The sequence below is a fragment of the Streptomyces sp. NPDC006294 genome (genome assembly GCF_042870895.1).
Classification (GTDB): Bacteria; Actinomycetota; Actinomycetes; order Streptomycetales; family Streptomycetaceae; genus Streptomyces.
The window spans coordinates 1-22,976 of sequence record NZ_JBIAHV010000025.1 but is presented as its reverse complement, the minus strand read 5'-3'; the positions used below and the strand labels follow the sequence as shown (position 1 = coordinate 22,976).

The window sequence follows — 22,976 nt, the reverse complement described above, 5'->3', positions numbered from 1 at the left end:
GGGCGTGTCGCCGCGGGGCGGGGGCGCTGCGCGTGGCTTGTCCCCTGCCCTCCCCCTGCGGCCTGGCGGCCGCGGGTGGACCCCCACCTTCCCGAACCGGGCTCCGTCCGGACCCGCGCCTCGATCTCCCCCTACGGCCCGGCAGCCGTGGGTGGGGGCACCTCCCACGCCGCCAGGCGTAGGGGGATTGCCCCCGGCGGGGCTGGGTCGGCCGGTCCCGTCGGGGCTCCGCCCCGAACCCCGCGCCTCAAACGCCCGAGGCTGACACAGTCAGCCCCGGCCGGAGACGGAGGCAACCGCGCGCAGCGCGGTACCGGGTCCGGGCCTTGCCCCGCGCGGCCGTCAGGAAGGGCGCTGGCCGTAGTCGGCGAGACGGGTGGACGCCGCTGCCAGTTGGGGTGGGGTCAGGATGTTCGGGGTGTGGCCCGGGACCGAGGCGGCCGTGAGCCAGACGCGGCACATCCACTCCAGTTGCGCCGTGCGGTCGTACGCCTGGGGCAGGGTGTCGCCATAGGCCACGGTCCCGTGGTTCTGGAGGAGGCAGGCCGTGCGGTCGCGCAGTGCGTGGAGCATGTTCCGGGCCAGTTCGTCCGTGCCGTAGAGGGCGTAGGGGGCGACACGGACCGGGCCGCCGAGGGCGGCGGTCATGTAGTGGACGGGCGGGAGTTCGGGGACGAGCGTGGAGACCGCCGTCGCGTGGACGGCGTGGGTGTGCACGACGGCGCGTGCGCCGGTCTCGCGGTGGATCGCCAGGTGCAGGGGCAGTTCGCTGGTGGGCGTCAGGTCGCCGAGGACCTGTTTGCCGTCGAGGTCGACGGCGACGGTGTCGCGGTCCGTGAGCCGGTCGTAGGGGACTCCGCTCGGGGTGACGAGGACCACCTCGCCGACCCGGACCGAGACGTTGCCCGAGGTGCCGACGACGAGTCCTTCGGCCGCGGTCCTGCGGGCGGTGTACACGAGCTCCCGCCATGCCTGCTCGATGCCGTTCCGCCGTCCCTGGCCGGTCGCCGCACCGGTCGCCTCATCAGTCATGGCGGCGATCCTGCCAGCCGGGCGCGCGACCCCGGTGACACGGAGGGTGTTCGAGTGGCTGCTGTGCGCGTCACCGGAGCTGGAAATCGGATTAAGCGGAATCAGTCGACCCCACTTGGGGACACCGCGAAGTCCGACCCAGTTCACCTTCCGTTCATCCAGGTTGCCTACGGTCCTCGCGTCAATGACGTCAAACGATTGCCTGGGTAAATGGAACACATCACACTGCTGCTCGCGATCGTTATCGTGACAGCGCTCGTGTTCGATTTCACGAACGGTTTCCACGACACCGCCAACGCGATGGCGACGACCATCTCGACCGGCGCCATGAAGCCCAAGACCGCGGTGGCCATGTCCGCCGTTCTGAACCTCGTCGGCGCTTTCCTCTCCGTGGAGGTCGCCAAGACCATCTCCAGCGGACTGGTCGACGAATCAGGCATCACACCTGAAGTCATCTTCGCGGCGCTCGTCGGCGCCATCCTGTGGAACCTGCTCACCTGGCTGGTGGGCCTGCCGTCCAGCTCCTCGCACGCCCTCATGGGCGGTCTGATCGGCGCCACGGTCGCCTCGGTCGGCTTCGCGGGGGTCAACGGCGGCGTCGTCGTCACCAAGGTGCTCATCCCGGCCATCGCCGCGCCGGTCGTGGCCGGTCTCGCCGCCATGCTGGCGGCGCGGCTGACGTACCGGGTCGACAGGAACACCGACGCGAAGGCCACCGCCAAGGGGTACCGCGCCGGTCAGATCGCCTCCGCCGGTCTCGTCTCCCTGGCGCACGGCACCAACGACGCCCAGAAGACCATGGGCATCATCACGCTCGCCCTGGTCGCCGGCAATGTCGTCGCCCCCGGGTCCAACCCTCCGATGTGGGTCATCGTCTCGGCCGGTATGGCGATCGCGCTCGGCACCTACCTCGGCGGCTGGCGCATCATCCGCACCATGGGCAAGGGCCTCACGGACCTCCAGCCGCAGCAGGGCTTCGCCGCCCAGACCAGCGCGGCCAGCGTGATCCTCGCCTCCTCGAACCTCGGCTTCTCGCTGTCGACCACGCACTCCTGCTCCGGCGCCGTCATGGGCGCGGGCCTCGGCCGCAAGGGCGGCGTGGTCCGCTGGTCCACCGCCACCCGGATGTTCGTGGCCTGGGGTCTGACCCTGCCGGCCGCCGGACTCGTCGCGGCGATCTCCGAGTACGTCACCAAGCAGGGCGGCTGGGGTGTCGCGGCCGTCGCCGCCTTCCTCGTCGGCTCCTGCATCGCGATCTGGTTCATCTCGCGCCGTCAGGTCGTCGACCACACCAACGTCAACGACGTCGACACCGAGGAGCCCGCGGACGTCGTCACGGACGCCGTCACGGCCGTCACCCCGCCGCCCGTCGGCGAACTGAAGACCACTGTCCCGGCCCCCGCCGACCCCGAGCCGGTCCGTCCGGCCGCGGTGTAAGGAAGCAGCAGCATGAAGATCGACTGGGTAGCCCTCGGCTCCGTGTTCGGCGTGAGCCTCGTCGCCACCGTCGCCCTGGTGGGCCTGTTCACCCTGGGCATCGTGGGCCTGAGCAAGCAGGGGTCCGGCACGCAGACCGCCGGTTCCGGCGTGCTGACCCGCACCGGCGCGTACGCGTGCTTCGCGCTCTGCGCGGCGGCGGTGGCCTACGGGATCTATCTGATCGTCACCTGACGTCCCATAGCCGCACGGAGGCCGGGCCGGACGCACCCACGGGTGGGTCCGGCCCGGCCTTCGCGTGTCCGCCCGTGTGGGACTGCGCACACTGTCCCGCAGCAGGTCAAGGGTGAGTTGACGGGCGTTCGCGCACATGGTGGACTGCCGGGGCCATCTACGGCGGCAGAAGAGGAAGTCCGGTGCGAATCCGGCGCGGTCCCGCCACTGTCACCCGGGGACACCACCCGGGGAGCCAGGAACTCTCGCCGCCGGTCACGTCGAACCAGGGCGCGGACCCTGAGTGAGGACTCCTGCCATGCCCGGCCGCGGTACTGCCCTGTCTGCACTGCCCGCCTTGCCCGCACTGCCTGTCGGACCCCGTCCCTGCGGACATCTCCCCTCGGACGGCTGATCCCGTGCGCGCCGACCGGATCTTCGTGTACGGCGCCGCGGCCGGCCTCGTCGGCGACCGACTCCTGGGCGATCCCCGCCGGGGGCATCCGGTCGCCGTGTTCGGGCGGGCCGCGGGCGCCGTCGAGCGTGCGCTGTGGCGTGACCACCGGGGCCGAGGGGCCCTGCACACCGCGCTGTGCGCCGGCGGAGCCGTGGCCGCGGCGGCCCTGGCCGCACGTGCCGTACGCCGCTCCCCCGCCGCCTCGCTCGCCCTGACCGCCGCCGCCACCTGGGCCGTCCTCGGGGGCACGACGCTCGGCCGTGAGGCCACGGCCGTCGGAGAGGCGCTGGCCGCCGGGGACGTCGAGGCCGCGCGCGAGCGGCTGCCCCATCTGTGCGGCCGCGATCCGCAGGCCCTGGACGAGCAGCAGATCGCCCGCGCCGTCGTGGAGTCCGTCGCCGAGAACACCTCCGACGCGGTCGTGGGCGCCCTCGTGTGGGGCGCCGTGGCCGGCGTGCCCGGGCTGGTGGGCTTCCGGGCGGTGAACACCCTGGACGCGATGGTCGGCCACAGGTCGCCGCGCCACCGGCGCTACGGCTGGGCCTCGGCCCGCCTCGACGACGTCGCCGGCTGGCCGGGCGCCCGGCTGACCGCCGTGCTGGCGGCCCTGGGCGGGCCCGACCCGCGAGGCGCCGTACGGGCCTGGCGGGCGGACGCCGCCAAGCACCCGAGCCCCAACGCGGGCCCCGTGGAGGCGTCCTTCGCGGGCGCCCTCGGCGTACGGCTGGGCGGGACCCTCTCCTACGGCGGCCGGGTCGAGCACCGGCCGGTGCTGTGCGCGGAGGGCCGTGCGGTGGAATTCGGCGACATCGGACGGGCGGTGCGGCTGTCGCGCCGAGTGGGGCTGCTGGCCCTGGCGGTCTGCGCGGTCGCACGGCTCGGCGCGGGGGCACTGAAACGGAGACGGGCATGAGCGGTGGGCTGCTGGTCGCGGGAACCACCTCGGACGCGGGCAAGAGCGTCGTCACCGCGGGGATCTGCCGGTGGCTGGTGCGGCAGGGGGTGAAGGTCGCGCCGTTCAAGGGGCAGAACATGTCCCTCAATTCGTTCGTGACGCGTGAGGGCGCGGAGATCGGGCGGGCCCAGGCGATGCAGGCGCAGGCCGCCCGTGTGGAGCCGACCGCGCTGATGAATCCCGTGCTGCTCAAGCCCGGCGGCGACCGCTCCAGCCAAGTGGTCCTGATGGGCAGGCCCGTCGGCGAGATGAGCGCGAAGGGCTACCACGGGAACCGGCAACGCGAGCTTTTCGAGCCGGTCATGGCGTGCCTGGAGGAGCTGCGGGGCACGTACGACGCTGTGATCTGTGAAGGGGCGGGCAGTCCGGCCGAGATCAATCTGCGCCGCACGGACATTGTGAACATGGGCATCGCGCGGGCGGCCCGGCTGCCGGTGCTGGTGGTCGGCGACATCGACCGGGGAGGGGTGTTCGCGCAGTTCTTCGGTACGACGGCGCTGCTGAGCCCCGAGGACCAGTCGCTCGTGGCGGGCTATCTGGTCAACAAGTTCCGCGGCGACGTGTCGCTGCTGGAGCCGGGGCTCAACATGCTGCGCGGCCTCACCGGACGGCCGACCTACGGTGTCCTGCCGTACGCGCACGGACTCGGCATCGACGAGGAGGACGGCATGGGGGTCCCCCCGGCCGGAGGCTGGGGGAGGGTGTCCCTGCGCGGCGCGGTACGGGAGTCGGTGGTCGCCGCGCCCGTCGGCCAGGACGTGCTGCGGGTCGCGGTGTGCGCGGTGCCGCTGATGTCGAACTTCACCGATGTGGACGCGCTGGCGGCCGAACCGGGCGTCGTGGTGCGGTTCGTGGACCGCGCGGAGGAGCTCGTGGACGCCGACCTGGTGGTGGTCCCGGGCACCCGGGGGACGGTCGGGGCGCTGGCGTGGCTGCGGGAACGCGGGCTGGCGGACGCCCTGGCACGGCGGGCGGCGGAAGGCCGGCCGGTGCTGGGCGTCTGCGGCGGCTTCCAGGCGCTCGGCGAGCACATCGAGGACGACGTCGAGTCGAAGGCCGGCGAGGTGGCGGGGCTCGGACTGCTGCCGGTACGGGTGCGGTTCGCCCGCGAGAAGTGCCTGGCCAGACCGGTCGGCGAGGCGCTCGGGGAGCGGGTCGAGGGCTACGAGATCCATCACGGTGTCGCCGAGGTCCTGGGCGGCGAGCCCTTCCTGGACGGCTGCCGGGTGGGCGCGGTGTGGGGGACGCACTGGCACGGGTCGCTGGAGAGCGACGGCTTCCGGCGGGCCTTCCTGCGGGAGGTCGCGGCGCGGGCGGGGCGGCGCTTCGTACCCGCGCCGGACACCAGCTTCGGGGTGCTGCGGGAGGAGCAGCTCGACCGGCTGGGCGATCTGATCGAAGAGCACGCGGACACCGGGGCGTTGCTGCGGCTGATCGAGGACGGGGCGCCGGCCGGACTGCCGTTCGTGCCGCCGGGAGCGCCGTGACGGGCCCCCGGGCGGCGGGCGCGGGCCGCTCCCGCGGCAGACCCTCCTCCCGTTCTCTCACCGCCCGCCGCTCCCGGCGGAAACCAAGCGAGTCGCGCCGTCGGCGCGACTCCCGCAAAGGAGTGATCAAAGGATGAGCACCCCCTATCCGTTCACCGCGGTCGTCGGGATGGACGACCTGCGGCTGGCCCTGCTGCTCAACGCGGTCAGTCCGGCGGTCGGCGGTGTGCTCGTGCGAGGTGAGAAGGGCACCGCCAAGAGCACCGCGGTACGTGCCCTCGCCTCGCTGATCCCCGATGTCGACGTCGTCGCCGGGTGCCGCTTCTCCTGCGCGCCCGCCGCGCCGGACCCGTCGTGCCCGGACGGCCCGCACGAGGCCGGGGCGGCGACCGCGCGGCCCGCGCGCATGGTCGAGCTGCCCGTCGGCGCCTCCGAGGACCGGCTCGTCGGCGCGCTGGACATCGAGCGGGCGCTCTCGGAGGGCGTGAAGGCGTTCGAGCCCGGCCTTCTCGCGGACGCGCACCGCGGAATCCTCTACGTCGACGAGGTGAATCTTCTCCACGACCACCTCGTGGACGTTCTGCTGGACGCCGCCGCGATGGGCGCCTCGTACGTCGAGCGTGAAGGCGTCTCCGTACGGCACGCCTCCCGCTTTCTGCTCGTCGGGACCATGAACCCCGAGGAGGGCGAGCTGCGGCCCCAGCTGCTGGACCGGTTCGGGCTCACCGTCGAGGTCGCGGCCTCGCGGGACCCGGATCTGCGGGTGGAGGTCGTACGGCGCAGGCTCGCGTACGACGACGACCCGGCGGGCTTCGCGGCGCGCTGGGCCGACGAGGAGGAGGCGCTGCGCGAGCGGATCGTGGCGGCGCGGGAGCTGCTGCCGCGGGTGGTGCTCGGTGATGTGGCGCTGCGTCAGATCGCGGCGACGTGTGCGGCGTTCGAGGTCGACGGAATGCGCGCCGACATCGTGATGGCCAGGACGGCGACCGCGCTGGCGGCGTGGGCGGGCCGGGACGACGTCACGGAGGAGGACGTGCGGCAGGCCGCGTTGCTGGCGCTGCCGCACCGCCGGCGGCGCAATCCGTTCGACGCGCCCGGTCTGGACGAGGACAAGCTCGACGAGACGCTGGACGAGTTCGGCGGGGACGACGAGCCGGACCCCGAGCCCGACCCGGACCCGGACCCGGACCCCGGTCCGGAGGGCGGGCCCGGCGGCGGTGGTGGCGGGGTGCCGCCGCAGGGCGGTGAGCCGGACACCGGTGAGGCGGCCGGGTCCGAGCCGGAAACGGGTCAGGCGCCGGCGCCGGGCACCGGGGGCGGCGCCGAGCAGCAGCCCGTACGGGCCGCGGAGCCGTTCCGTACGAAGACGCTGAGCGTGCCCGGTCTCGGCGAGGGCGCGGCGGGGCGCAGGTCCCGGGCGCGTACCGACCAGGGCCGTACCACCGGCGCACGGCGGCCGCGGGGCGCGCTCACGAAGCTGCATCTGGCGGCCACCGTGCAGGCCGCCGCGCCGCACCAGCGTGCCCGTGGGCGCAGCGGGCGGGGGCTGGTCGTCCGTCGGGACGATCTGCGGCAGGCGACCCGTGAGGGGCGCGAGGGGAACCTCGTGCTGTTCGTGGTGGACGCCTCCGGATCGATGGCGGCCAGGAAGCGGATGGGCGCGGTCAAGGGCGCGGTGCTGTCGCTGCTGCTGGACGCCTACCAGCGGCGGGACAAGGTCGGGCTGATCACCTTCCGCGGCAGGGGCGCGGAGCTGGCGCTGCCGCCGACCTCGTCGGTGGACGCGGCGGCGGTCCGGCTCCAGTCGCTGCCGACCGGCGGCCGTACGCCGCTCGCGGAGGGGCTGCTGAAGGCCCAGGACGTGCTGCGCATCGAGCGGCTGCGGGATCCGTCGCGCCGTCCGCTGCTGGTGGTGGTGACCGACGGCCGCGCCACCGGCGCGGGCGGCGGGGACGCCTTCGCGTCCGCGCTGCGCGCGGCGCGGCTGCACGCGGCGGAGAAGACCGCGGCCGTCGTCGTGGACTGTGAGGCCGGGCCGGTACGGCTCGGGCTGGCCGGCAGGCTCGCCGGCGCGCTCGGCGGCAGCGCCGTGACGCTCGACGAGCTGCGGGCCGAATCGATCGCCGGACTCGTCAAGGACGTCCGGGACGTATCCGCCACCAGGAGGGCCGCTTGATGCCGCAGGGACAACCGTCCGTCGTACCGAACGACGGTCTCACCACCCGTCAGCGCCGCAACCGGCCGCTGGTGTTCGTGCACACGGGCATCGGCAAGGGCAAGTCGACGGCCGCGTTCGGGCTCGCGCTGCGGGCGTGGAACCAGGGCTGGCCGGTCGGGGTGTTCCAGTTCGTGAAGTCGGCGAAGTGGAAGGTCGGCGAGGAGAACGCGCTCAAGGTGCTGGGCGCCAGCGGCGAGGGCGGCACGGTCGCCTGGCACAAGATGGGCGAGGGCTGGTCGTGGATCCAGCGCGAGCCCGCCGAGGGCGAGCAGTCCAACGAGGACAAGGCCCGTGAGGGCTGGGAGCAGGTCAAGCGGGACCTGGCCGCCGAGACGCACAAGCTGTACGTGCTCGACGAGTTCGCGTATCCGCTGCACTGGGGCTGGATCGACACCGACGAGGTGATCGAGGTGCTGCGCGAGCGGCCCGGCACCCAGCATGTGGTGATCACCGGCCGCAACGCGCCGCAGAAGCTGATCGACTTCGCCGATCTGGTCACCGACATGTCGAAGGTCAAGCACCCGATGGACGCGGGTCAGAAGGGCCAGCGGGGCATCGAGTGGTAGCACGTCTCGTCATCGCGGCGCCGTCGTCGGGGGCGGGCAAGACCACGGTCGCGACGGGCCTGATGGCCGCGTTCGCCGGCCGGGGTCTCGCCGTGTCGCCGCACAAGGTCGGCCCCGACTACATCGACCCCGGCTACCACGCGCTGGCCACGGGGCGGCCCGGCCGCAACCTCGACGCGTATCTGTGCGGCACGGACCTGATCGCCCCGCTGTTCCTGCACGGGGCGCTCGGCTGCGAACTCGCCGTCGTCGAAGGCGTGATGGGGCTGTACGACGGCGCCGCCGACCAGGGTGAGCTGGCGTCGACGGCGCAGGTCGCCAAGTTGCTGCGGGCGCCGGTGGTGCTGGTCGTGGACGCGTCGTCGCAGTCGCGCTCCGTGGCGGCGCTGGTGCACGGGTTCGCGTCGTGGGACCCGGAGGTGCGGATCGGCGGGGTGATCCTCAACAAGGTCGCCACGGACCGGCACGAGCATCTGCTGCGGGAGGCGCTCGGCGAGTCCGGGGTGCCGGTGCTGGGTGTGCTGCGGCGGGCGGCCGAGGTGGCGACGCCGTCACGGCATCTCGGCCTGGTGCCGGTGGCCGAACGCCACGCCGACGCGGTGGACGCGGTGGCGTCGATGGCGGAGCAGGTCCGGCTGGGGTGCGACCTGGACGCGCTGCTGGCGCTGGCGCGCAGCGCGCCCGCACTGCACGAGACGCCGTGGGCGGCGGGCGTGGAAGAGCCGCTGCCCGCGGGCGGCACGCGGCCGCCGGTGGTCGCGGTCGCCGGCGGGGCGGCGTTCACGTTCTCGTACGCGGAGCACGTGGAGTTGCTGCGGGCGGCAGGGGCGGAGGTCGTGGGGTTCGATCCGCTGCGGGACGAGCGGCTGCCGGAGGGCGCCCGTGGTGTCGTCATCGGCGGCGGCTTCCCGGAGGTGTACGCGCCCGAGCTGTCCGCGAACGAGCCGCTGCGCAAGGAGGTCGCCGAACTGGCGCGCTCCGGGGCGCCGATCGCCGCCGAGTGCGCCGGGCTGCTGTATCTGGCCCGGTCGCTGGACGGGAAGCCGATGTGCGGGGTGCTGGACGCCGAGGCGCGGATGTCGGGCCGGCTGACGCTCGGCTACCGCGAGGCCGTCGCGGTGGGCGACAGTCCGCTCGCCGCCGCGGGAACGCGGATGCGGGGGCACGAGTTCCACCGCACGGTGCTCGAGCCGGGCGCCGGGCCGGCGCCCGCGTGGGGCATGGTGCGGCCGGAGCGCCGGGTCGAGGGGTTCGTGCAGCAGGGCGTGCACGCCAGCTATCTGCACACCCACTGGGCGTCGCGGCCGGATGTGGCGGCACGGTTCGTGGGGGCGTGCCGGGGATGAACGTGGCGAGGATGGACGGCGCGGGATCGTTGCGGGCCGGCGGTCCGGGGAGCCTTCCGGTACCCGGCGCCTTACCCGTCCGACCCGCCACCGGCCGTCGCCCGAAGGAGCCACCGCATGACGCGGACCATGAGCCTGGTCGTCGGCGTCGGCGCCTCGCGTGGTGTGCCCGTGGACGAGGTGTACACGCTGGTCGTCGGGGCGCTGCGCGACGCGGGGCTGTCCCCGGCCGACGTGGTGGCGCTGGCGACCGTCGACGCGAAGGCGGCTGAGCCCGGACTGGTGGGCGCCGCCGAGCGGTTGGGCGTGCCGCTGCTGGCGTACGGGGCCGGGCGGCTGGCGCGGGTGCCGGTGGCGAACCCGTCCCCGGCCGCCCTGCGCGCGGTCGGGACGCCGTCGGTCGCGGAGGCCGCGGCGCTGGCGGAGGGCGGCGAACTGCTCGTACCGAAGCGGCGGTCGGCCCCGGTGGGCCGGCCGCCGGGGGCGACGTGCGCGGTCGCCCGCCGACGGTGAGCGTGCGACCGGCTGCCGGAGGTGACGTGCGCGAACGGCCGCAACCCCCGGGCCACTGCCGCGATCCGGCTTCACGCGCCATGATGTCCGTCGTGCGTGTGTTCACCCTCCGTTCGAACTCTCCCACCGTTCGAACTCTCATCGTTCCCCCACATCGAGGAGACATCCGTGACCAGCTCTCCCCCACCACGGCACGGCAGCCATGTACGCGCGCGCTGAGCACCCAGAGCCCCCCGAGGAGCCGGGGCAGAGCTTCGGCGGGCACGATCTGCGCCACCACGGCGACGCGGAAGTGCGGGACGGCGCCGCGGGACTGACCGACCTGGCCGTGAACGTCCGGGCCGGGACGCCGCCGGACTGGCTGCGCGAGCGGATAGCCGCCTCGCTCGGCTCGCTCGCCGCGTACCCCGACGGCCGGGCGGCGCGTGCCGCCGTCGCCCGCCGCCACGGGCTGCCGCAGGAGCGCGTGCTGCTGACGGCGGGCGCGGCGGAGGCGTTCGTGCTGCTGGCGCGCGCTCTTCCGGTGCGGCGGCCGCTGGTCGTGCATCCGCAGTTCACGGAGCCGGAGGCGGCGCTGCGGGACGCCGGGCACACCGTGCGGCGGCTGCTGCTGCGCGAGGACGAGGACTTCCGGCTCGATCCGAAGGCCGTACCGGACGAGGCGGACATGGTCGTGATCGGCAATCCGACCAATCCGACGTCGGTGCTGCACGCGGCGGAGGACATCGCCCTGCTGGCCCGGCCGGGACGGGTGCTGGTCGTGGACGAGGCGTTCATGGACGCGGTGCCGGGCGAGCGCGAGTCACTGGCCGGGCGCACCGACCTGCCCGGTCTGGTGGTGCTGCGCAGCCTCACCAAGACATGGGGGCTCGCGGGTCTGCGGGTCGGCTATGTGCTCGCGGAGCCGGAGACGACGGCGGCGCTGGAGCGGGCGCAGCCGCTGTGGCCGGTGTCCACGCCGGCGCTGGTCGCGGCCGAGGCGTGCATGGGGCAGACGGCGCTGGCGGAGGCGGAGGAGGCGGCGCGCCGCATCGCGGCCGACCGGGCGCATCTGCTGGCGGGGCTGGCCGAGTTCGAGGAGGTCCGGGCGGTGGAGCCGGCCGAGAGCTCGTTCGTCCTCGTCAGGGTGCGGCGCGCGGCGCAGGTACGGGAGCGGCTGCGGCTGCTCGGCTTCGCGGCCCGGCGCGGGGACACCTTCCCGGGGCTGGACGACGACTGGCTGCGTCTCGCGGTACGCGACCGGGTCACCACCAACCGGTTCCTGCAGGCGCTGGACCAGGCGCTGGCGATGGTCGGCCACTGACGCCGCACGGCCGGGTCCCTCCCCCTCCTGAGGGACCCGGCCGGTGCGGCGGGCCGTCAGCCCCTGGACCTGCGGCGGCCGAGGTACGTCGCCGCGGCGCCGACGGCGAGCAGGGCGGCCGCGCCGCCCGCGAGGTACGGGGTCGTGGAACTGCCGCCGGTCTCCGCGAGGTTCTCCGGGGCGGGCTCGGCGCCCGACCGGGCGGAGACGCCGTCCGCCGCAGGTGCGGACTCGGCGGGCTTCTCGGGCCCGGCGGGCTTCTCGGGCGTCTTCGGCGCGTCGGGCGACTCGCAGGTGGCCTCGACGAGCGTGACCTCGCCCTGGACCTCCGCCACGTTCAGGTTCAGCGGGTCGACGGCGACGTCGAGCCGCAGCGCCGTCGCGGCGGCCGTGCGGGACGTGGTGTGCGTCTTCGACAGCTCGATACTGACCTCGCCCACGTTCGGCACCGTGACGCGGGTCGGACCGCCCGCGGTGAGCGTGACCTTCTTGCCGAGGATCTGCACCTTGCCGAGGACGTTCGACTCGGCGACGGGCTGCTCCCCGGCCGCGCAGACGGCCTTGGAGGTGACCTTCTCGACCTCGATCAGCGACAGCAGCGGCAGGCCGGGCACATGGACGCGGGCGTTCACCAGGTTGCTGTGCGCCTCGGTCCTGCCGCTCTCCACGGTGGCCCCGGAGGTGGCCACGTCGGCCCGCAGCAGCTGGACCGGCCTGCCCTCCTCGACGCCGTCCAACCGGACGCTCAGCGCGGTCTTCTCGGCGCTCGCCGGCGCCTGGACCTCGTTGAGCGTGGTCTTCAGGGGAACCTGCACGGTCTTGTCGAGCAGGGAGACGTCCAGGCCGGCACGGAGCACGACCGCGGTGGCGCGGCCCTCGCCGCCGCCGGTGGCGTGGGCTGGGGCGGCGAGCGCCAGGGGCGCGGCGCCCAGCGCGACGGCCGCGGTCGCGGCGGCGGCCCTGCGTGCGGGCATGCGGAAGGTGTTGCTGTTCAAGGTGGTGGAACCCCCACGGAGACATGGCGTCGCCGGCCGTCCGACGGGGACACGTGGACGGCGGCGACCAGACACCGGAATCTTTACGCACACCGAGTGAACCGACAGACACCTGCGGTGAGTTCACTCCAAAGTGGGGTTTCCGAGCCCGTATTCGAATCTGGAGGTACGCGCGTTCCCCTGGGAGCCGTCCTGCACGGTCCTCAGGTGGTGCGCCGGGCCGACCAAGGGGGCGCGCGTGAGGTGCTTCAACGACGCGCGGCGGCGCGGGGTCACGCCCGGTCAACCTCGCGACGTGGCCGGCCCGTTCCGGCCGGCCGGGCGACGGTTTGCACAACGCGGCCCGTGCCCGCCCCTCAGTCGATCACCCGCCCGTTCAGGACCACCCTGCGCGGCGCGGCGAGCACCCGGACGTCGGCCCGCGGGTCCTCGTCGTACACCACCAGGTCGGCCGGAGCGCCCTCTTCGAGCGCCGGGCGCCCCAGCCAGGCCCGGGCTCCCCAGGTGGTCGCGGACAGGGCCCGCAGCGGCGGGATGCCGGCCTTCACCAGCTCGGCGACCTCGGCGGCCACCAGGCCGTGCGCCAGGGAGCCGCCCGCGTCCGTGCCGACGAAGACGGGGATGCCGGCGTCGTAGGCGGCGCGCACGGTGTCGTAGCGGCGCTCGTACAGCCGGCGCATATGGGCCGACCAAGCGGGGTACCTGGACTCCCCGCCCGCCGCGAGAGAGGGGAAGGTGGCGATGTTGACCAGGGTCGGGACGATGGCGACGCCGCGTTCCGCGAAGAGCGGGATCGTGTCCTCGGTGAGCCCCGTCGCGTGCTCGACGCAGTCGATCCCCGCCTCCACGAGGTCGCGCAGCGAGTCCTCCGCGAAGCAGTGCGCCGTGACCCGGGCGCCCAGACGGTGCGCCTCCGCGATGGCCGCCTCGACCGCGTCGCGCGGCCAGCAGGCGGTCAGGTCGCCCGCGTCGCGTTCGATCCAGTCGCCGACGAGCTTGACCCAGCCGTCGCCGCGCCGGGCCTCCTGGGCCACGTACGCCACCAGGTCCTCGGGCTCGATCTCATGGGCGTAGTTGCGGATGTAGCGGCGGGTGCGGGCGATGTGCCGGCCGGCCCGGATGATCTTCGGCAGGTCCTCGCGGTCGTCGATCCAGCGGGTGTCGGAGGGCGACCCCGCGTCACGGATCAGCAGCGTGCCCGCCTCACGGTCGGTGACAGCCTGCTTCTCGCTGGTCACGGCGTCGACCGGGCCGTGCCGGTCGAGGCCGACGTGGCAGTGGGCGTCGACGAGTCCGGGCAGCGCCCAGCCGTGCACGGTGACCGCCTCGGCGCGGGGGCGTTCGAAGGTGATCCGGCCGTCCACCGCCCACACCTCGTCCCGCACCTCCTCGGGCCCGACGAGCACCCGCCCCTTCACATGCAGCACCGTGTGATCGCTCATGTCAGGAACTCTACGAGGCCGTCGGTAGTCTCGAGCCAGCGCCCGAACACTGTCCGAACACCGCTTCGGCACCGAGAGAAGCTTCGGCACCGAGAGAAACAGAGCACCGCCGTGACACACCCGCTGCTGGACCTGCCCCCGCTGACCGCCGCGCGCTTCGCCGCCATCGAGCGGAGGGTCGCGGCCCTGCTCGGCACCGAGAAGGACGTGATCATCATGCAGGGCGAGGCGCTGTTGCCCCTGGAGGGCTGCGTCCGCAGTGGCGCGCACCCCGGCTCTACGGCGCTGAACGTGGTCACCGGGCCCTACGGGCAGACCTTCGGCGACTGGCTGCGCGACTGCGGGGCGCACGTCGTGGACCTCGAGGTGCCGTTCCACACGGCGGTGACCGCCGAGCAGGTCGAGCGGGCACTCGCCGACCACCCGGAGATCGGCTTCGTCTCGCTGGTGCACGCGGAGGCCGCGACCGGGAACACCAACCCGGTCGCCGCGATCGGCGAGGTCGTACGGGCGCACGGGGCCCTGTTCATGCTGGACGCGGTCGCCTCCGTGGCGGCGGAGCCGCTGCTGCCCGACGTCTGGGGCGTGGACCTGTGCGTGATCGGCGCGCAGAAGGCGATGGGCGGCCCGGCGGGCGTCTCCGCGGTGTCGGTGAGCGAGCGGGCCTGGGAGCGGATCGCCGCCAATCCGGCCGCTCCCCGCGCCTCCTACCTGTCCCTGCTCGACTGGAAGCAGCGGTGGATCGACGGCGGCCGCAGGGCGCTGCCGCACGCGCCGGCGCAGCTGGAGATGCTGGCGCTCGAGGCGTGCGTGGAGCGCATCGAGTCCCAGGGCCTGGACACGGTGGCCGCCCGGCACGCCGCCGCGGCCGCGGCGACCCGGGCGGGCGCGCTCGCGCTGGGCGGCGGTCTCACCCCGTACGTCCACGAGGCGCGGGACGCGGCGCCGGTGGCGACGACGCTGCGCGCCCCGGCCGGGGTGGACGCCCGGGACCTGGTGGCGAAGGCGCTGGCCGAGGACCCGTCGCTGCCCCTGGTCGCCGGGGGCGGCACGCCGGCCGCGGAGATGATCCGGGTGAACCACTACGGTGTGGACGCGAGCCGCGACGTGGTGCGGTCCTCGCTCGCGGCGCTGGGCGGCGCGCTGGCGGAGCACGGGGTGCCGGTGGACCGGGAGGCCGCGCGCCGGGCGGCCGACGAAAGCTGGAAGTAACCGGTCCGGGGTACTTTTCGAAAACTTGCATTCATACTGGGCCGTGCGACAAACATAAATACGGGGAGCGAATTCCAGTAAGCAGCTCCCCGCATTCTGCTGCCCCCGATCCGGACGCCTAAACGTGGAGATTCATATCGGTTCGGGGGGCGATTCGATCACGTGTCAACGGGGTTACCAACATGTGACCGACCACACACCGGCCACGGTATGCCCGGAAAAATCCCCATAAATACTGGCGTTCGCACGGTGATCGGCATCGAGCGCGCACCCGCGCGATAACACACCGGCTCCCGCCACCCAACCCCCTGGGCCGATGCAATCTCGGAATTTGCTCGGTAAATTGAATCGACATGACCGCCGCACAAGAAGACCTTGTACGAGCCCGAGACGAATTCCTGGAGATCGACACCCCACGAGTGGAGGACGGAGCCGCGATCTGGCGCATAGCCCGCGACTCCGAGGTCCTGGACCTCAACTCCTCGTACAGCTACCTGCTGTGGTGTCGCGATTTCGCGGCCACCTCCGTCGTGGCCCGCGGCCGCGACGGCGAGCCCATCGCCTTCGTCACCGGATACGTACGCCCGGACCACCCCGAGGCGCTCGTCGTCTGGCAGGTGGCCGTCGACCGGGCCCATCGGGGCCGGGGACTGGCCGGCGTCCTTCTGGACGCACTGACCGCCAAGGTCACCGGCGGACGCGGGGTACGCGAGATCGAGACCACCATCACCCCGGACAACACCGCATCCGACGCCCTGTTCACCTCCTACGCCAAGCGCCACGGAGCAACCCTTCACCGCGAGGTTCTCTTCGACGGCGGGCTGTTCCCCGAGGGGACGCACGAGCCGGAAGTGCTGTACCGCATCGGCCCGGTCGCCGCCTGACGCGCGCCGAGCGCCGCGTGCCGGCACCTGCCGCACCCCGTGTGATCCCAGACCTCTCGCGCCCCACCCCCACCCCCTGGAGTTCGCTGTGACCATCACCCCGCCCGCCCTGAGCGTCTTCGAGACCCTCGAGTCCGAGGTGCGCAGCTACTGCCGCGGCTGGCCCGCCGTGTTCGACCGCGCGCAGGGCAGCCACCTCCACGACGAGGACGGCCACACCTACCTCGACTTCTTCGCCGGCGCCGGATCGCTGAACTACGGGCACAACAACCCCGTCCTGAAACGCGCTCTGATCGACTACATCGAGCGCGACGGCATCACCCACGGCCTGGACATGGCCACCACCGCCAAGCGCGCGTTCCTGGAGTCGTTCCAGAACGTGATCCTGCGGCCGCGTGATCTGCCCTACAAGGTCATGTTCCCCGGCCCGACGGGCACCAACGCCGTCGAGGCCGCGCTGAAGCTGGCCCGCAAGGTCAAGGGCCGCGAGGCGATCGTCTCGTTCACCAACGCCTTCCACGGCATGTCGCTCGGCTCGCTCGCCGTCACCGGCAACGCCTTCAAGCGGGCCGGCGCCGGCATCCCGCTGGTGCACGGCACGCCGATGCCGTTCGACAACTACTTCGACGGCCAGATCCCCGACTTCCTGTGGTTCGAGCGGCTGCTCGAGGACCAGGGCTCCGGCCTCAACAAGCCCGCCGCCGTGATCGTCGAGACGGTCCAGGGCGAGGGCGGCATCAACGTGGCCCGCGCCGAGTGGCTGCGGGCGCTGCAGGACCTGTGCCACCGCCAGGACATGCTGCTGATCGTCGACGACATCCAGATGGGCTGCGGCCGCACCGGCGGCTTCTTCTCCTTCGAGGAGGCCGGCATCGTGCCGGACATCGTCACCGTCTCCAAGTCGATCAGCGGTTACGGGCTCCCCTTCGCCCTCACGCTGTTCAAGCCGGAGCTGGACGTCTGGGAGCCGGGCGAGCACAACGGCACCTTCCGCGGCAACAACCCGGCCTTCGTCACGGCCGCCGCCGCCCTGAACACCTACTGGGCCGACGGCCAGATGGAGAAGCAGACCATCGCCCGCGGCGAGCAGGTCGAGCGGGCGCTGCTGGCCATCGTCGACGAGATGGGCGGCGAGGGCGTCAGCTTCCGCGGCCGCGGTCTCGTCTGGGGCCTGGAGTTCGAGGACAAGCCGCGGGCGTCCGCCGTCTGCGCCCGCGCCTTCGAGCTCGGGCTGCTGCTGGAGACCTCGGGACCGGAGAGCGAGGTCGTGAAGCTCCTGCCGCCGCTGACCATCTCCACCGAAGACCTGGACGAGGGTCTGCGCATCCTGGCGCGCTGCGTCCGAGAGACCGCCTGACCATCTGCGACCGAGAGGTAAAGAACCACCGTGATCGTCCGATCGTTCAAGGACATCGAGAACACCGAGCGCCATGTGAAGTCCGCTTCCGGCACCTGGGAGAGCAAGCGCATCGTGCTCGCCAAGGAGAAGGTCGGCTTCTCGCTCCACGAGACCGTGCTGTACGCGGGTACAGAGACGTCGATGTGGTACGCGAACCACATCGAGGCCGTGCTGTGCGTCGAGGGCGAGGCCGAACTTACCAATGACGAGACGGGCGAGACCCACTGGATCGAGCCCGGCACGATGTATCTGCTGGACGGGCACGAAAAGCACACAATGCGCCCGAAGACCGACTTCCGTTGCGTCTGCGTCTTCAATCCGCCCGTCACCGGACGGGAGGACCACGACGAGAACGGCGTCTACCCGCTGCTGACCGAGGAGGGCTGAGGAATGACCACCGCACCTGCACGCACCGACCTGTACCCGACACGTGGCGCCAGTGAGGTGCTGACCCCGCGCAAGGACCCGGTGGTCTGGTCCGCGCCGGGAGCCCCCGGTCCGATCGCCACGCCCGACCTCATGGGCTTCGAGCGGGACGGCTTCCTCGCCGTCGACCGGCTGATCGGGGACGACGAGGTCGCTCTCTACCGCTCCGAGCTGGAGCGCCTGATCAGCGACCCCAGGGTGCGGGCCGACGAACGCTCGATCATCGAGCCGAAGTCCCAGGACGTGCGGTCGGTCTTCGAGGTCCACAAGATCAGCGAGGTCTTCGCCTCGCTGGTGCGCGACGAGCGGGTGGTGGGCAGAGCCCGGCAGATCCTCGGCTCCGACGTGTACGTCCACCAGTCCCGTATCAATGTGAAGCCGGGCTTCGGCGCCTCCGGCTTCTACTGGCACTCGGACTTCGAGACGTGGCACGCGGAGGACGGCCTGCCGAACATGCGGACCGTCTCCGTCTCGATCGCGCTGACCGAGAACTTCGACACCAACGGCGGTCTGATGATCATGCCGGGGTCGCACAAGACGTTCCTGGGCTGCGCGGGCGAGACACCGAAGGACAACTACAAGCGGTCGCTGCAGATGCAGGACGCCGGCATCCCGTCCGACGAGACGCTGACCCGTTTCGCCGACGACCACGGCATCCGGCTCTTCACCGGCAAGGCGGGGTCGGCGACCTGGTTCGACTGCAACTGCATGCACGGCTCGGGTGACAACATCACGCCGTACCCGCGCAGCAACGTCTTCATCGTCTTCAACAGCGTGGAGAACACCGCGGTCGAGCCCTTCGCGGCGCCGGTGCCGCGGCCGGAGTTCATCGGGGCGCGGGACTTCACGCCCGTGCGGTAGGACGTCCTCACAGCACGCAGTACGCGGAAGGGCCGGTCTCCCGAGACCGGCCCTTCCGCGTGCGCCGTGCCGACATCTGCACCGACTGGCCGGCCCGCGGCCAGGTCTTCCCCGAGACCGGCACGGTCGTGGGCTGCGACGCGCCGAACGAACGGTTCTCGGTCGGCGCCGGGACCGTCGCCGGCTGCCTCGAGACCGACGACGACGCCTCCACACCGTGTTCGCCGGCGTGAACGGCGCTTCGGCGCCCGACCTTCAGTGCCTCATCGTCGTGGCCGAGGACGGGGCGCCGACCGCCGCGCGGCTCCAGGAGCAGGCCGGTCCGGGGCCGCGACCGCGGCCGGGGCACGCCCGGGCCCGCCGGGGGCTTCGACGGGCCCGGGCGCTCAGCCGCCCACCAGGACGTCCAGCGCCCGGTCCACGTCCGCCCGCGTGTTGTAGAGGTGGAAGGCGGCCCGCAGATTGCCCGCCCGCCCGGAGACCAGGATCCCGGCCCGGATCAGCTCCTGGGCGCGGTGGGCGAGACCGGGGACGGCCACGGTCGCCGAGTCGCCCGGCACCGGCTCGAGGCCGTGTTCCCGCAGGCCCGCCCGGAACCGGGCCGCCAGCGCGGTGTCATGGGCGTGCACGGCCTCGATGCCGATCTCCTCCAGCAGCGCCAGCGACTGCTGCGCCCCGTGGTACGACAGGTAGGCCGGGAACTCGTCGTACCGGCGGGCGGTACGGGCGAGTTCGGTGATCGGGCCGTACATGGTGTCGTCCCGCCACGGCCGTTCGGCGGAGGCGGTGCCCGCGTAGAGCGCCGGCAGCGACTCCTGCGCCTCCTCGGTCACCGTCAGGAACGACGCGCCGCGCGGGCAGAGCAGGAACTTGTAGCCGGCCGTGACGGTGAAGTCCCAGTCCCCGGCCGCCAGCGGCAGCCAGCCGGCGGACTGGCTGGCGTCGAGGAGCGTCCGCGCCCCGTGGGCCGCCGCGGCCGCCCGTACGGCCGCCAGGTCGGCGACCCGGCCGTCCGCGGACTGTACGGAGGAGAAGGCGACGAGCGCCGTGCCCGGGCGTACCGCCTCGGCCAGCCCGTCCAGCGGGACGTACCGCAGCTTGAGGTCTCCACGGACGGAGAACGGTGTGACCAGCGAGGTGAACTCCCGCTCGGGGGACAGCACTTCCGCGCCCGGCGGCAGCGAGGCGGCGACCAGCCCCACCAGCGCGGAGACCGCGCCGCCGACGGCGACCCGGCCCTCGTCCACCCCGGCGAGGCGGGCGAAGGACTGCCGGGCGGCGGTCACCGCGGAGAAGTCCCCGGGACCGTCGGCCCTGCCCTCGCCGAGTTCCTCCGCGAGGGCCGTGACGGCGCTGACCGACCGCCGGGGCAGCAGCCCGTTGACGGCGGTGTTCAGGTAGGTGGTGCGGGGCGCGAACTCGGCTTCGATCAGCGGCTTCGAGATCTCCATGGCACCACCCTGCGGTGGCCGCGCCACGGGGTCAATCACGCCTTGCTGCACAAAACCGTTCAGCAGCGCTGATCAGTCGGCCGCGGAATCGGCGGCGGCGGCAGGGGCGGCCGGGACCTCGCAGGCCCCGTCGGCGTCGCACGCCGCCGCGTCTCCGTCGGGTGCGGTGACCTCGCGGCCCTGCCAGGCCTGCTCCAGCGCCTTCGTGAACAGCTCCGCGGGCTGCCCGCCGGACACCCCGTACCGCCGGTCGAACACGAAGAACGGCACGCCGGTCGCACCCAGTTCGGCGGCCTCCCGCTCGTCGGCGCGTACGTCGTCGGCGTACGCGGACGTGTCCGCGAGGACCTGCCGTACCTCCTGCTCGTCGAGCCCGGCCTCCACGGCGAGCGCGACCAGCGTCTCGGGGTCGAAGACCGACCGCTCCTCCGCGAAGTTCGCCCGGTAGGCACGGGTGAGCAGTTCGTCCTGACACCCGCGGGCCTTCGCCAGGTGCAGCACCCGGTGGACGTCGAAGGTGTTCCCGTGCCCACGGCCCTCGGTGCGGTACTCCAGCCCCTCGGCGCGCGCGGTCGAGGCGACGCGCTCCTCCATGGCCTGCGCCTCCTCGCGGGTGCGGCCGTACTTCTTCGCGAGCATGTCGACGACCGGAGTGGTCTCGCGCGTGACGCGGTGCGGGTCCAGTTCGAAGGAACGGTGCACGACCTCGATCTCGTCCCGGTGCGCGAAGGCGGCGAGGCCCTTCTCGAAGCGGGCCTTGCCCACATAGCACCAGGGACAGACGACGTCCGACCAGATCTCGACGCGCATGCTCGTTCATCACTCCAGGGTCGTGTGCCGTGGCGGTGGCCGCCGGGCAGGGGGCACGGAAGAGCGCAGGGGGCGCCTCCGCACAGGCTCAACGGGAATCGCCCCCGGCTCATTCCGCCCGTCCCCGGTCGATCTGCCCCGCCTCAGGGCGTGGGCGGGACGGTGAAGAGGAGGTTCAGATGATTGCCGGTGTGCGGCTCCGCGGGGTCCGGGTGCCAGCCGTGGTGGGTGTAGAAGGCGCGGGCGCGGTCGTTCTTCTCGAAGACCTCGAGGCGGGCGGTCGGCACGCCCGCGCGCTGCCACGCCTCGACGACCGCCGAGTGCAGCTCGCTGCCGACACCGGAGCGCCAGTGCCCGGGGGCGACGTGGAGCTGCGTCAGGGTCATGGCCCCGTCCCGCTCGCCGAAGGCGGCCACACCGGCGACGGCCCCGTCACGTATCGCGCACAGCACCGCGCCGCGGCCGATGGCGTTCTCCCAGCCGGTCCGGGTGCGGGCGTGCTCGGCCGGGCTGTCGAAGGCCTCGTCGGGGATGTGGCCCCGGTAGTACGTGGCGCGGGCCTGCGCGTGGAGGGCGGCGACGGCGTCGAGGTCGGCCGGGCGGGCGGTCCTGATCATGTGGGGGGAGACGTGCCCGGGGCGGCGCCGGTTCCAGGTGCTCGAGCCGGTGGGTCGTCAACCGCGCTTGACCTCAAGCACGGTTGAGGGTGAACGCTCGTCGGCATGACCACACAGACGGATCACATCGAGATCGCCACGCTCGTCAGCCGGTTCTTCCGCGCGCTGGACGAGCGGAAGTTCACGGACGGCTGGGCGGAGGGCTACTTCACCGACGACGTGCGCATGGTCGCCCCGGTGGGCGTGTTCGAGGGCCCGGCGGCGGTGCGGGGCACCGAGGAGGCCCTCGGGCGGTTCGCCCGCACCCAGCATCTGTCGTCCGACGTCCTGGCGGACGTCGAGCCCTCGTCCGGCACGGCGCACGCCTCCTGGAACGCGCTGATGGTGCACGTCCACCACGAGGGGCCCGCCGAGCTGTTCACCGTCGGCGGCCGGTTCGACGCGGAGCTGCGGCGCACCGGCGAGGGCTGGCGGATCAGCCGGGTGTCGGTCGAGCCCGTCTGGACGACGGGGCGTCCGCCGGTCCTGCCGGCCGCCTGAGCCGCGCCACCGGCCGGGGCGGCCCGGCCGGTGGCGTCGTCAGGAGCCGTCGCGCAGACCTTCCGGCCAGCTGTCGCGGTACTCGATCCGGTCGAAGGCGACCACGCAGCCCTCTCCCACCGGTGACTGGGCCATGAAGCCGACGAGTGCCGCGCCGGCCCGGTCCTCGTCGCCGAGGGTGAAGATGCGGACGAAGGTCCAGTGCTCGCCGTCGGTGGACGCGTGGAAGGCGAACGCCTTGCCGGTGCGGCTGATGCGCAGCCAGACGCTGTCGCCGTGCACCGTGAAGGAGTTGGCGTCGTCGGAGTGGCCGCGGGTGACGACCGTGCACACCGTGGGCGTGTCCGGGGACAGCTCCAGGCAGAGCTTGGCCCACTCCTGCTCGGTGACGTGCAGATAGAGCACGCCCGCGTCGAAGGCCGCGGCGAAGCCGACCTTGACGCGGGCGATGAGCTGGAAGTCGCCCTCCGGCGCGCCGAGCAGACGGGGCGCGTCGGAGGCCGGTTCGAGGGCGTGGCCGGTCGGCGGCACGAAGCGGTCGTGCCGCGGGCCGGCCCAGGCGGTCAGCACACCGTCCTCGTAGGACCAGTCGGCCTCGGGACCGTACGCCCGCAGGGGGAAGGGAAGATCGGGCAGCTTCAATTCCATGCGGGTCAGTGTTGCAGTTGGCCGTTGACGCGGCGGGGAAGGGCGTGCGGGTTGTCGTCGTGGAGCTCCGGGGGGAGCAGTGGGTGGGGGGTGTTCTGGTAGGTGACGGGGCGGAGCCAGCGTTCGATGGCGGTGGTGCCGACGGAGGTGGAGGTGGAGGTGGA

23 protein-coding genes, 1 pseudogene and 1 riboswitch are annotated in these 22,976 nt (G+C 73.0%); of the genes and pseudogenes, 16 read left to right on the top strand and 8 right to left on the bottom strand.

Annotated features, from left to right (window positions below; translation table 11 throughout):
* Positions 1-342: 342 nt before the first annotated feature.
* Positions 343-1,032 carry a class II aldolase/adducin family protein gene (locus ACFYOP_RS31845; RefSeq protein WP_356898746.1) on the bottom strand — a complete coding sequence of 230 codons (690 nt, stop codon included), beginning with the start codon at positions 1,030-1,032 and terminating at the stop codon, positions 343-345.
* Positions 1,033-1,242: 210 nt separating this feature from the next.
* Here ACFYOP_RS31845 and ACFYOP_RS31840 point away from each other — a divergent pair, with 210 nt between their 5' ends.
* The 9 genes from ACFYOP_RS31840 to cobC all read left to right on the top strand — a co-directional run bounded on the left by ACFYOP_RS31840 (position 1,243) and on the right by cobC (position 11,527).
* Positions 1,243-2,469, top strand: a complete 1,227-nt coding sequence (locus ACFYOP_RS31840) for an inorganic phosphate transporter (protein WP_356898745.1) — start codon at positions 1,243-1,245, stop codon at positions 2,467-2,469.
* A 12-nt stretch (positions 2,470-2,481) separates the two neighbouring features.
* On the top strand, positions 2,482-2,703 hold the full coding sequence (locus ACFYOP_RS31835; protein ID WP_356898744.1) for a hypothetical protein: 222 nt from the start codon (positions 2,482-2,484) through the stop codon (positions 2,701-2,703).
* A 131-nt stretch (positions 2,704-2,834) separates the two neighbouring features.
* A riboswitch (cobalamin riboswitch) is annotated at positions 2,835-2,968 on the top strand.
* 133 nt (positions 2,969-3,101) lie between these two features.
* On the top strand, positions 3,102-4,052 hold the full coding sequence (locus ACFYOP_RS31830; RefSeq protein WP_356898743.1) for a cobalamin biosynthesis protein: 951 nt from the start codon (positions 3,102-3,104) through the stop codon (positions 4,050-4,052).
* On the top strand, positions 4,049-5,581 hold the full coding sequence (locus ACFYOP_RS31825) for a cobyric acid synthase (RefSeq protein WP_356898742.1): 1,533 nt from the start codon (positions 4,049-4,051) through the stop codon (positions 5,579-5,581). The genes ACFYOP_RS31830 and ACFYOP_RS31825 overlap by 4 nt, the downstream gene beginning before the upstream one ends.
* Before the next feature lie 133 nt (positions 5,582-5,714).
* On the top strand, positions 5,715-7,757 hold the full coding sequence (locus ACFYOP_RS31820) for a putative cobaltochelatase (RefSeq protein ID WP_356898741.1): 2,043 nt from the start codon (positions 5,715-5,717) through the stop codon (positions 7,755-7,757).
* Positions 7,757-8,365 carry a cob(I)yrinic acid a,c-diamide adenosyltransferase gene (gene cobO, locus ACFYOP_RS31815; RefSeq protein ID WP_356898740.1) on the top strand — a complete coding sequence of 203 codons (609 nt, stop codon included), beginning with the start codon at positions 7,757-7,759 and terminating at the stop codon, positions 8,363-8,365. The genes ACFYOP_RS31820 and cobO overlap by 1 nt, the downstream gene beginning before the upstream one ends.
* Positions 8,359-9,711 (top strand): cobyrinate a,c-diamide synthase, encoded by a 1,353-nt coding sequence (locus tag ACFYOP_RS31810; protein WP_356898739.1) that lies wholly within the window; start codon positions 8,359-8,361, stop codon positions 9,709-9,711. The genes cobO and ACFYOP_RS31810 overlap by 7 nt, the downstream gene beginning before the upstream one ends.
* Before the next feature lie 117 nt (positions 9,712-9,828).
* Complete coding sequence (locus tag ACFYOP_RS31805) at positions 9,829-10,224, top strand: cobalamin biosynthesis protein (RefSeq protein WP_388453698.1); 396 nt, start codon at positions 9,829-9,831, stop codon at positions 10,222-10,224.
* 202 nt (positions 10,225-10,426) lie between these two features.
* Positions 10,427-11,527 carry an Rv2231c family pyridoxal phosphate-dependent protein CobC gene (gene cobC, locus ACFYOP_RS31800; RefSeq protein ID WP_356898738.1) on the top strand — a complete coding sequence of 367 codons (1,101 nt, stop codon included), beginning with the start codon at positions 10,427-10,429 and terminating at the stop codon, positions 11,525-11,527.
* Between the two features lie 56 nt (positions 11,528-11,583).
* Here the strand turns inward: cobC and ACFYOP_RS31795 are convergent, their stop codons facing one another.
* Together ACFYOP_RS31795 and ACFYOP_RS31790 are read right to left on the bottom strand one after the other, a co-directional pair.
* Positions 11,584-12,522, bottom strand: a complete 939-nt coding sequence (locus ACFYOP_RS31795; protein ID WP_356898737.1) for an SCO1860 family LAETG-anchored protein — start codon at positions 12,520-12,522, stop codon at positions 11,584-11,586.
* 356 nt (positions 12,523-12,878) lie between these two features.
* On the bottom strand, positions 12,879-13,964 hold the full coding sequence (locus ACFYOP_RS31790; protein WP_356898736.1) for an amidohydrolase family protein: 1,086 nt from the start codon (positions 13,962-13,964) through the stop codon (positions 12,879-12,881).
* 111 nt (positions 13,965-14,075) lie between these two features.
* Between ACFYOP_RS31790 and ACFYOP_RS31785 the strand changes: the two genes are divergently transcribed.
* The 6 genes from ACFYOP_RS31785 (at position 14,076) to ACFYOP_RS31760 (ending at position 18,979) form a co-directional block, all read left to right on the top strand.
* Positions 14,076-15,176, top strand: coding sequence for an aminotransferase class V-fold PLP-dependent enzyme (locus tag ACFYOP_RS31785; RefSeq protein WP_356898735.1), 1,101 nt, complete (start codon positions 14,076-14,078; stop codon positions 15,174-15,176).
* 353 nt (positions 15,177-15,529) lie between these two features.
* The gene (ectA, locus tag ACFYOP_RS31780; protein ID WP_356898734.1) at positions 15,530-16,060 is read left to right on the top strand and encodes a diaminobutyrate acetyltransferase; all 531 of its coding nucleotides are present in this window, start codon (positions 15,530-15,532) and stop codon (positions 16,058-16,060) included.
* Between the two features lie 88 nt (positions 16,061-16,148).
* The gene (ectB, locus tag ACFYOP_RS31775; protein WP_356898733.1) at positions 16,149-17,417 is read left to right on the top strand and encodes a diaminobutyrate--2-oxoglutarate transaminase; all 1,269 of its coding nucleotides are present in this window, start codon (positions 16,149-16,151) and stop codon (positions 17,415-17,417) included.
* A gap of 30 nt (positions 17,418-17,447) precedes the next feature.
* The gene (locus tag ACFYOP_RS31770) at positions 17,448-17,846 is read left to right on the top strand and encodes an ectoine synthase (protein ID WP_005319062.1); all 399 of its coding nucleotides are present in this window, start codon (positions 17,448-17,450) and stop codon (positions 17,844-17,846) included.
* A 3-nt stretch (positions 17,847-17,849) separates the two neighbouring features.
* The gene (gene thpD, locus ACFYOP_RS31765; RefSeq protein ID WP_356898732.1) at positions 17,850-18,746 is read left to right on the top strand and encodes an ectoine hydroxylase; all 897 of its coding nucleotides are present in this window, start codon (positions 17,850-17,852) and stop codon (positions 18,744-18,746) included.
* 59 nt (positions 18,747-18,805) lie between these two features.
* Positions 18,806-18,979: a hypothetical protein gene (locus ACFYOP_RS31760; protein ID WP_356898731.1), complete on the top strand. Its 174-nt coding sequence runs from the start codon at positions 18,806-18,808 to the stop codon at positions 18,977-18,979.
* A 153-nt stretch (positions 18,980-19,132) separates the two neighbouring features.
* On the opposite strand, the gene ACFYOP_RS31755 is transcribed toward ACFYOP_RS31760, so the two are convergent.
* From ACFYOP_RS31755 to ACFYOP_RS31745, 3 genes are all read right to left on the bottom strand, one after another.
* Positions 19,133-20,197: an aminotransferase class V-fold PLP-dependent enzyme gene (locus tag ACFYOP_RS31755; protein ID WP_356898730.1), complete on the bottom strand. Its 1,065-nt coding sequence runs from the start codon at positions 20,195-20,197 to the stop codon at positions 19,133-19,135.
* Positions 20,198-20,269: 72 nt separating this feature from the next.
* The gene (locus ACFYOP_RS31750; protein WP_356898729.1) at positions 20,270-21,007 is read right to left on the bottom strand and encodes a DsbA family oxidoreductase; all 738 of its coding nucleotides are present in this window, start codon (positions 21,005-21,007) and stop codon (positions 20,270-20,272) included.
* A gap of 143 nt (positions 21,008-21,150) precedes the next feature.
* On the bottom strand, positions 21,151-21,624 hold the full coding sequence (locus ACFYOP_RS31745) for a GNAT family N-acetyltransferase (protein ID WP_356898728.1): 474 nt from the start codon (positions 21,622-21,624) through the stop codon (positions 21,151-21,153).
* A 105-nt stretch (positions 21,625-21,729) separates the two neighbouring features.
* On the opposite strand from ACFYOP_RS31745, the gene ACFYOP_RS31740 reads away from it, so the two are divergent.
* Positions 21,730-22,164 (top strand): nuclear transport factor 2 family protein, encoded by a 435-nt coding sequence (locus ACFYOP_RS31740; RefSeq protein WP_356898727.1) that lies wholly within the window; start codon positions 21,730-21,732, stop codon positions 22,162-22,164.
* Positions 22,165-22,203: 39 nt separating this feature from the next.
* Here ACFYOP_RS31740 and ACFYOP_RS31735 read toward each other — a convergent pair whose 3' ends face one another.
* Both ACFYOP_RS31735 and ACFYOP_RS31730 read right to left on the bottom strand, forming a co-directional pair.
* The gene (locus tag ACFYOP_RS31735; protein ID WP_356898726.1) at positions 22,204-22,812 is read right to left on the bottom strand and encodes a DUF1349 domain-containing protein; all 609 of its coding nucleotides are present in this window, start codon (positions 22,810-22,812) and stop codon (positions 22,204-22,206) included.
* Positions 22,813-22,817: 5 nt separating this feature from the next.
* Positions 22,818-22,976, bottom strand: a pseudogene (locus tag ACFYOP_RS31730) (aldehyde dehydrogenase (NADP(+))); the annotation flags it as partial.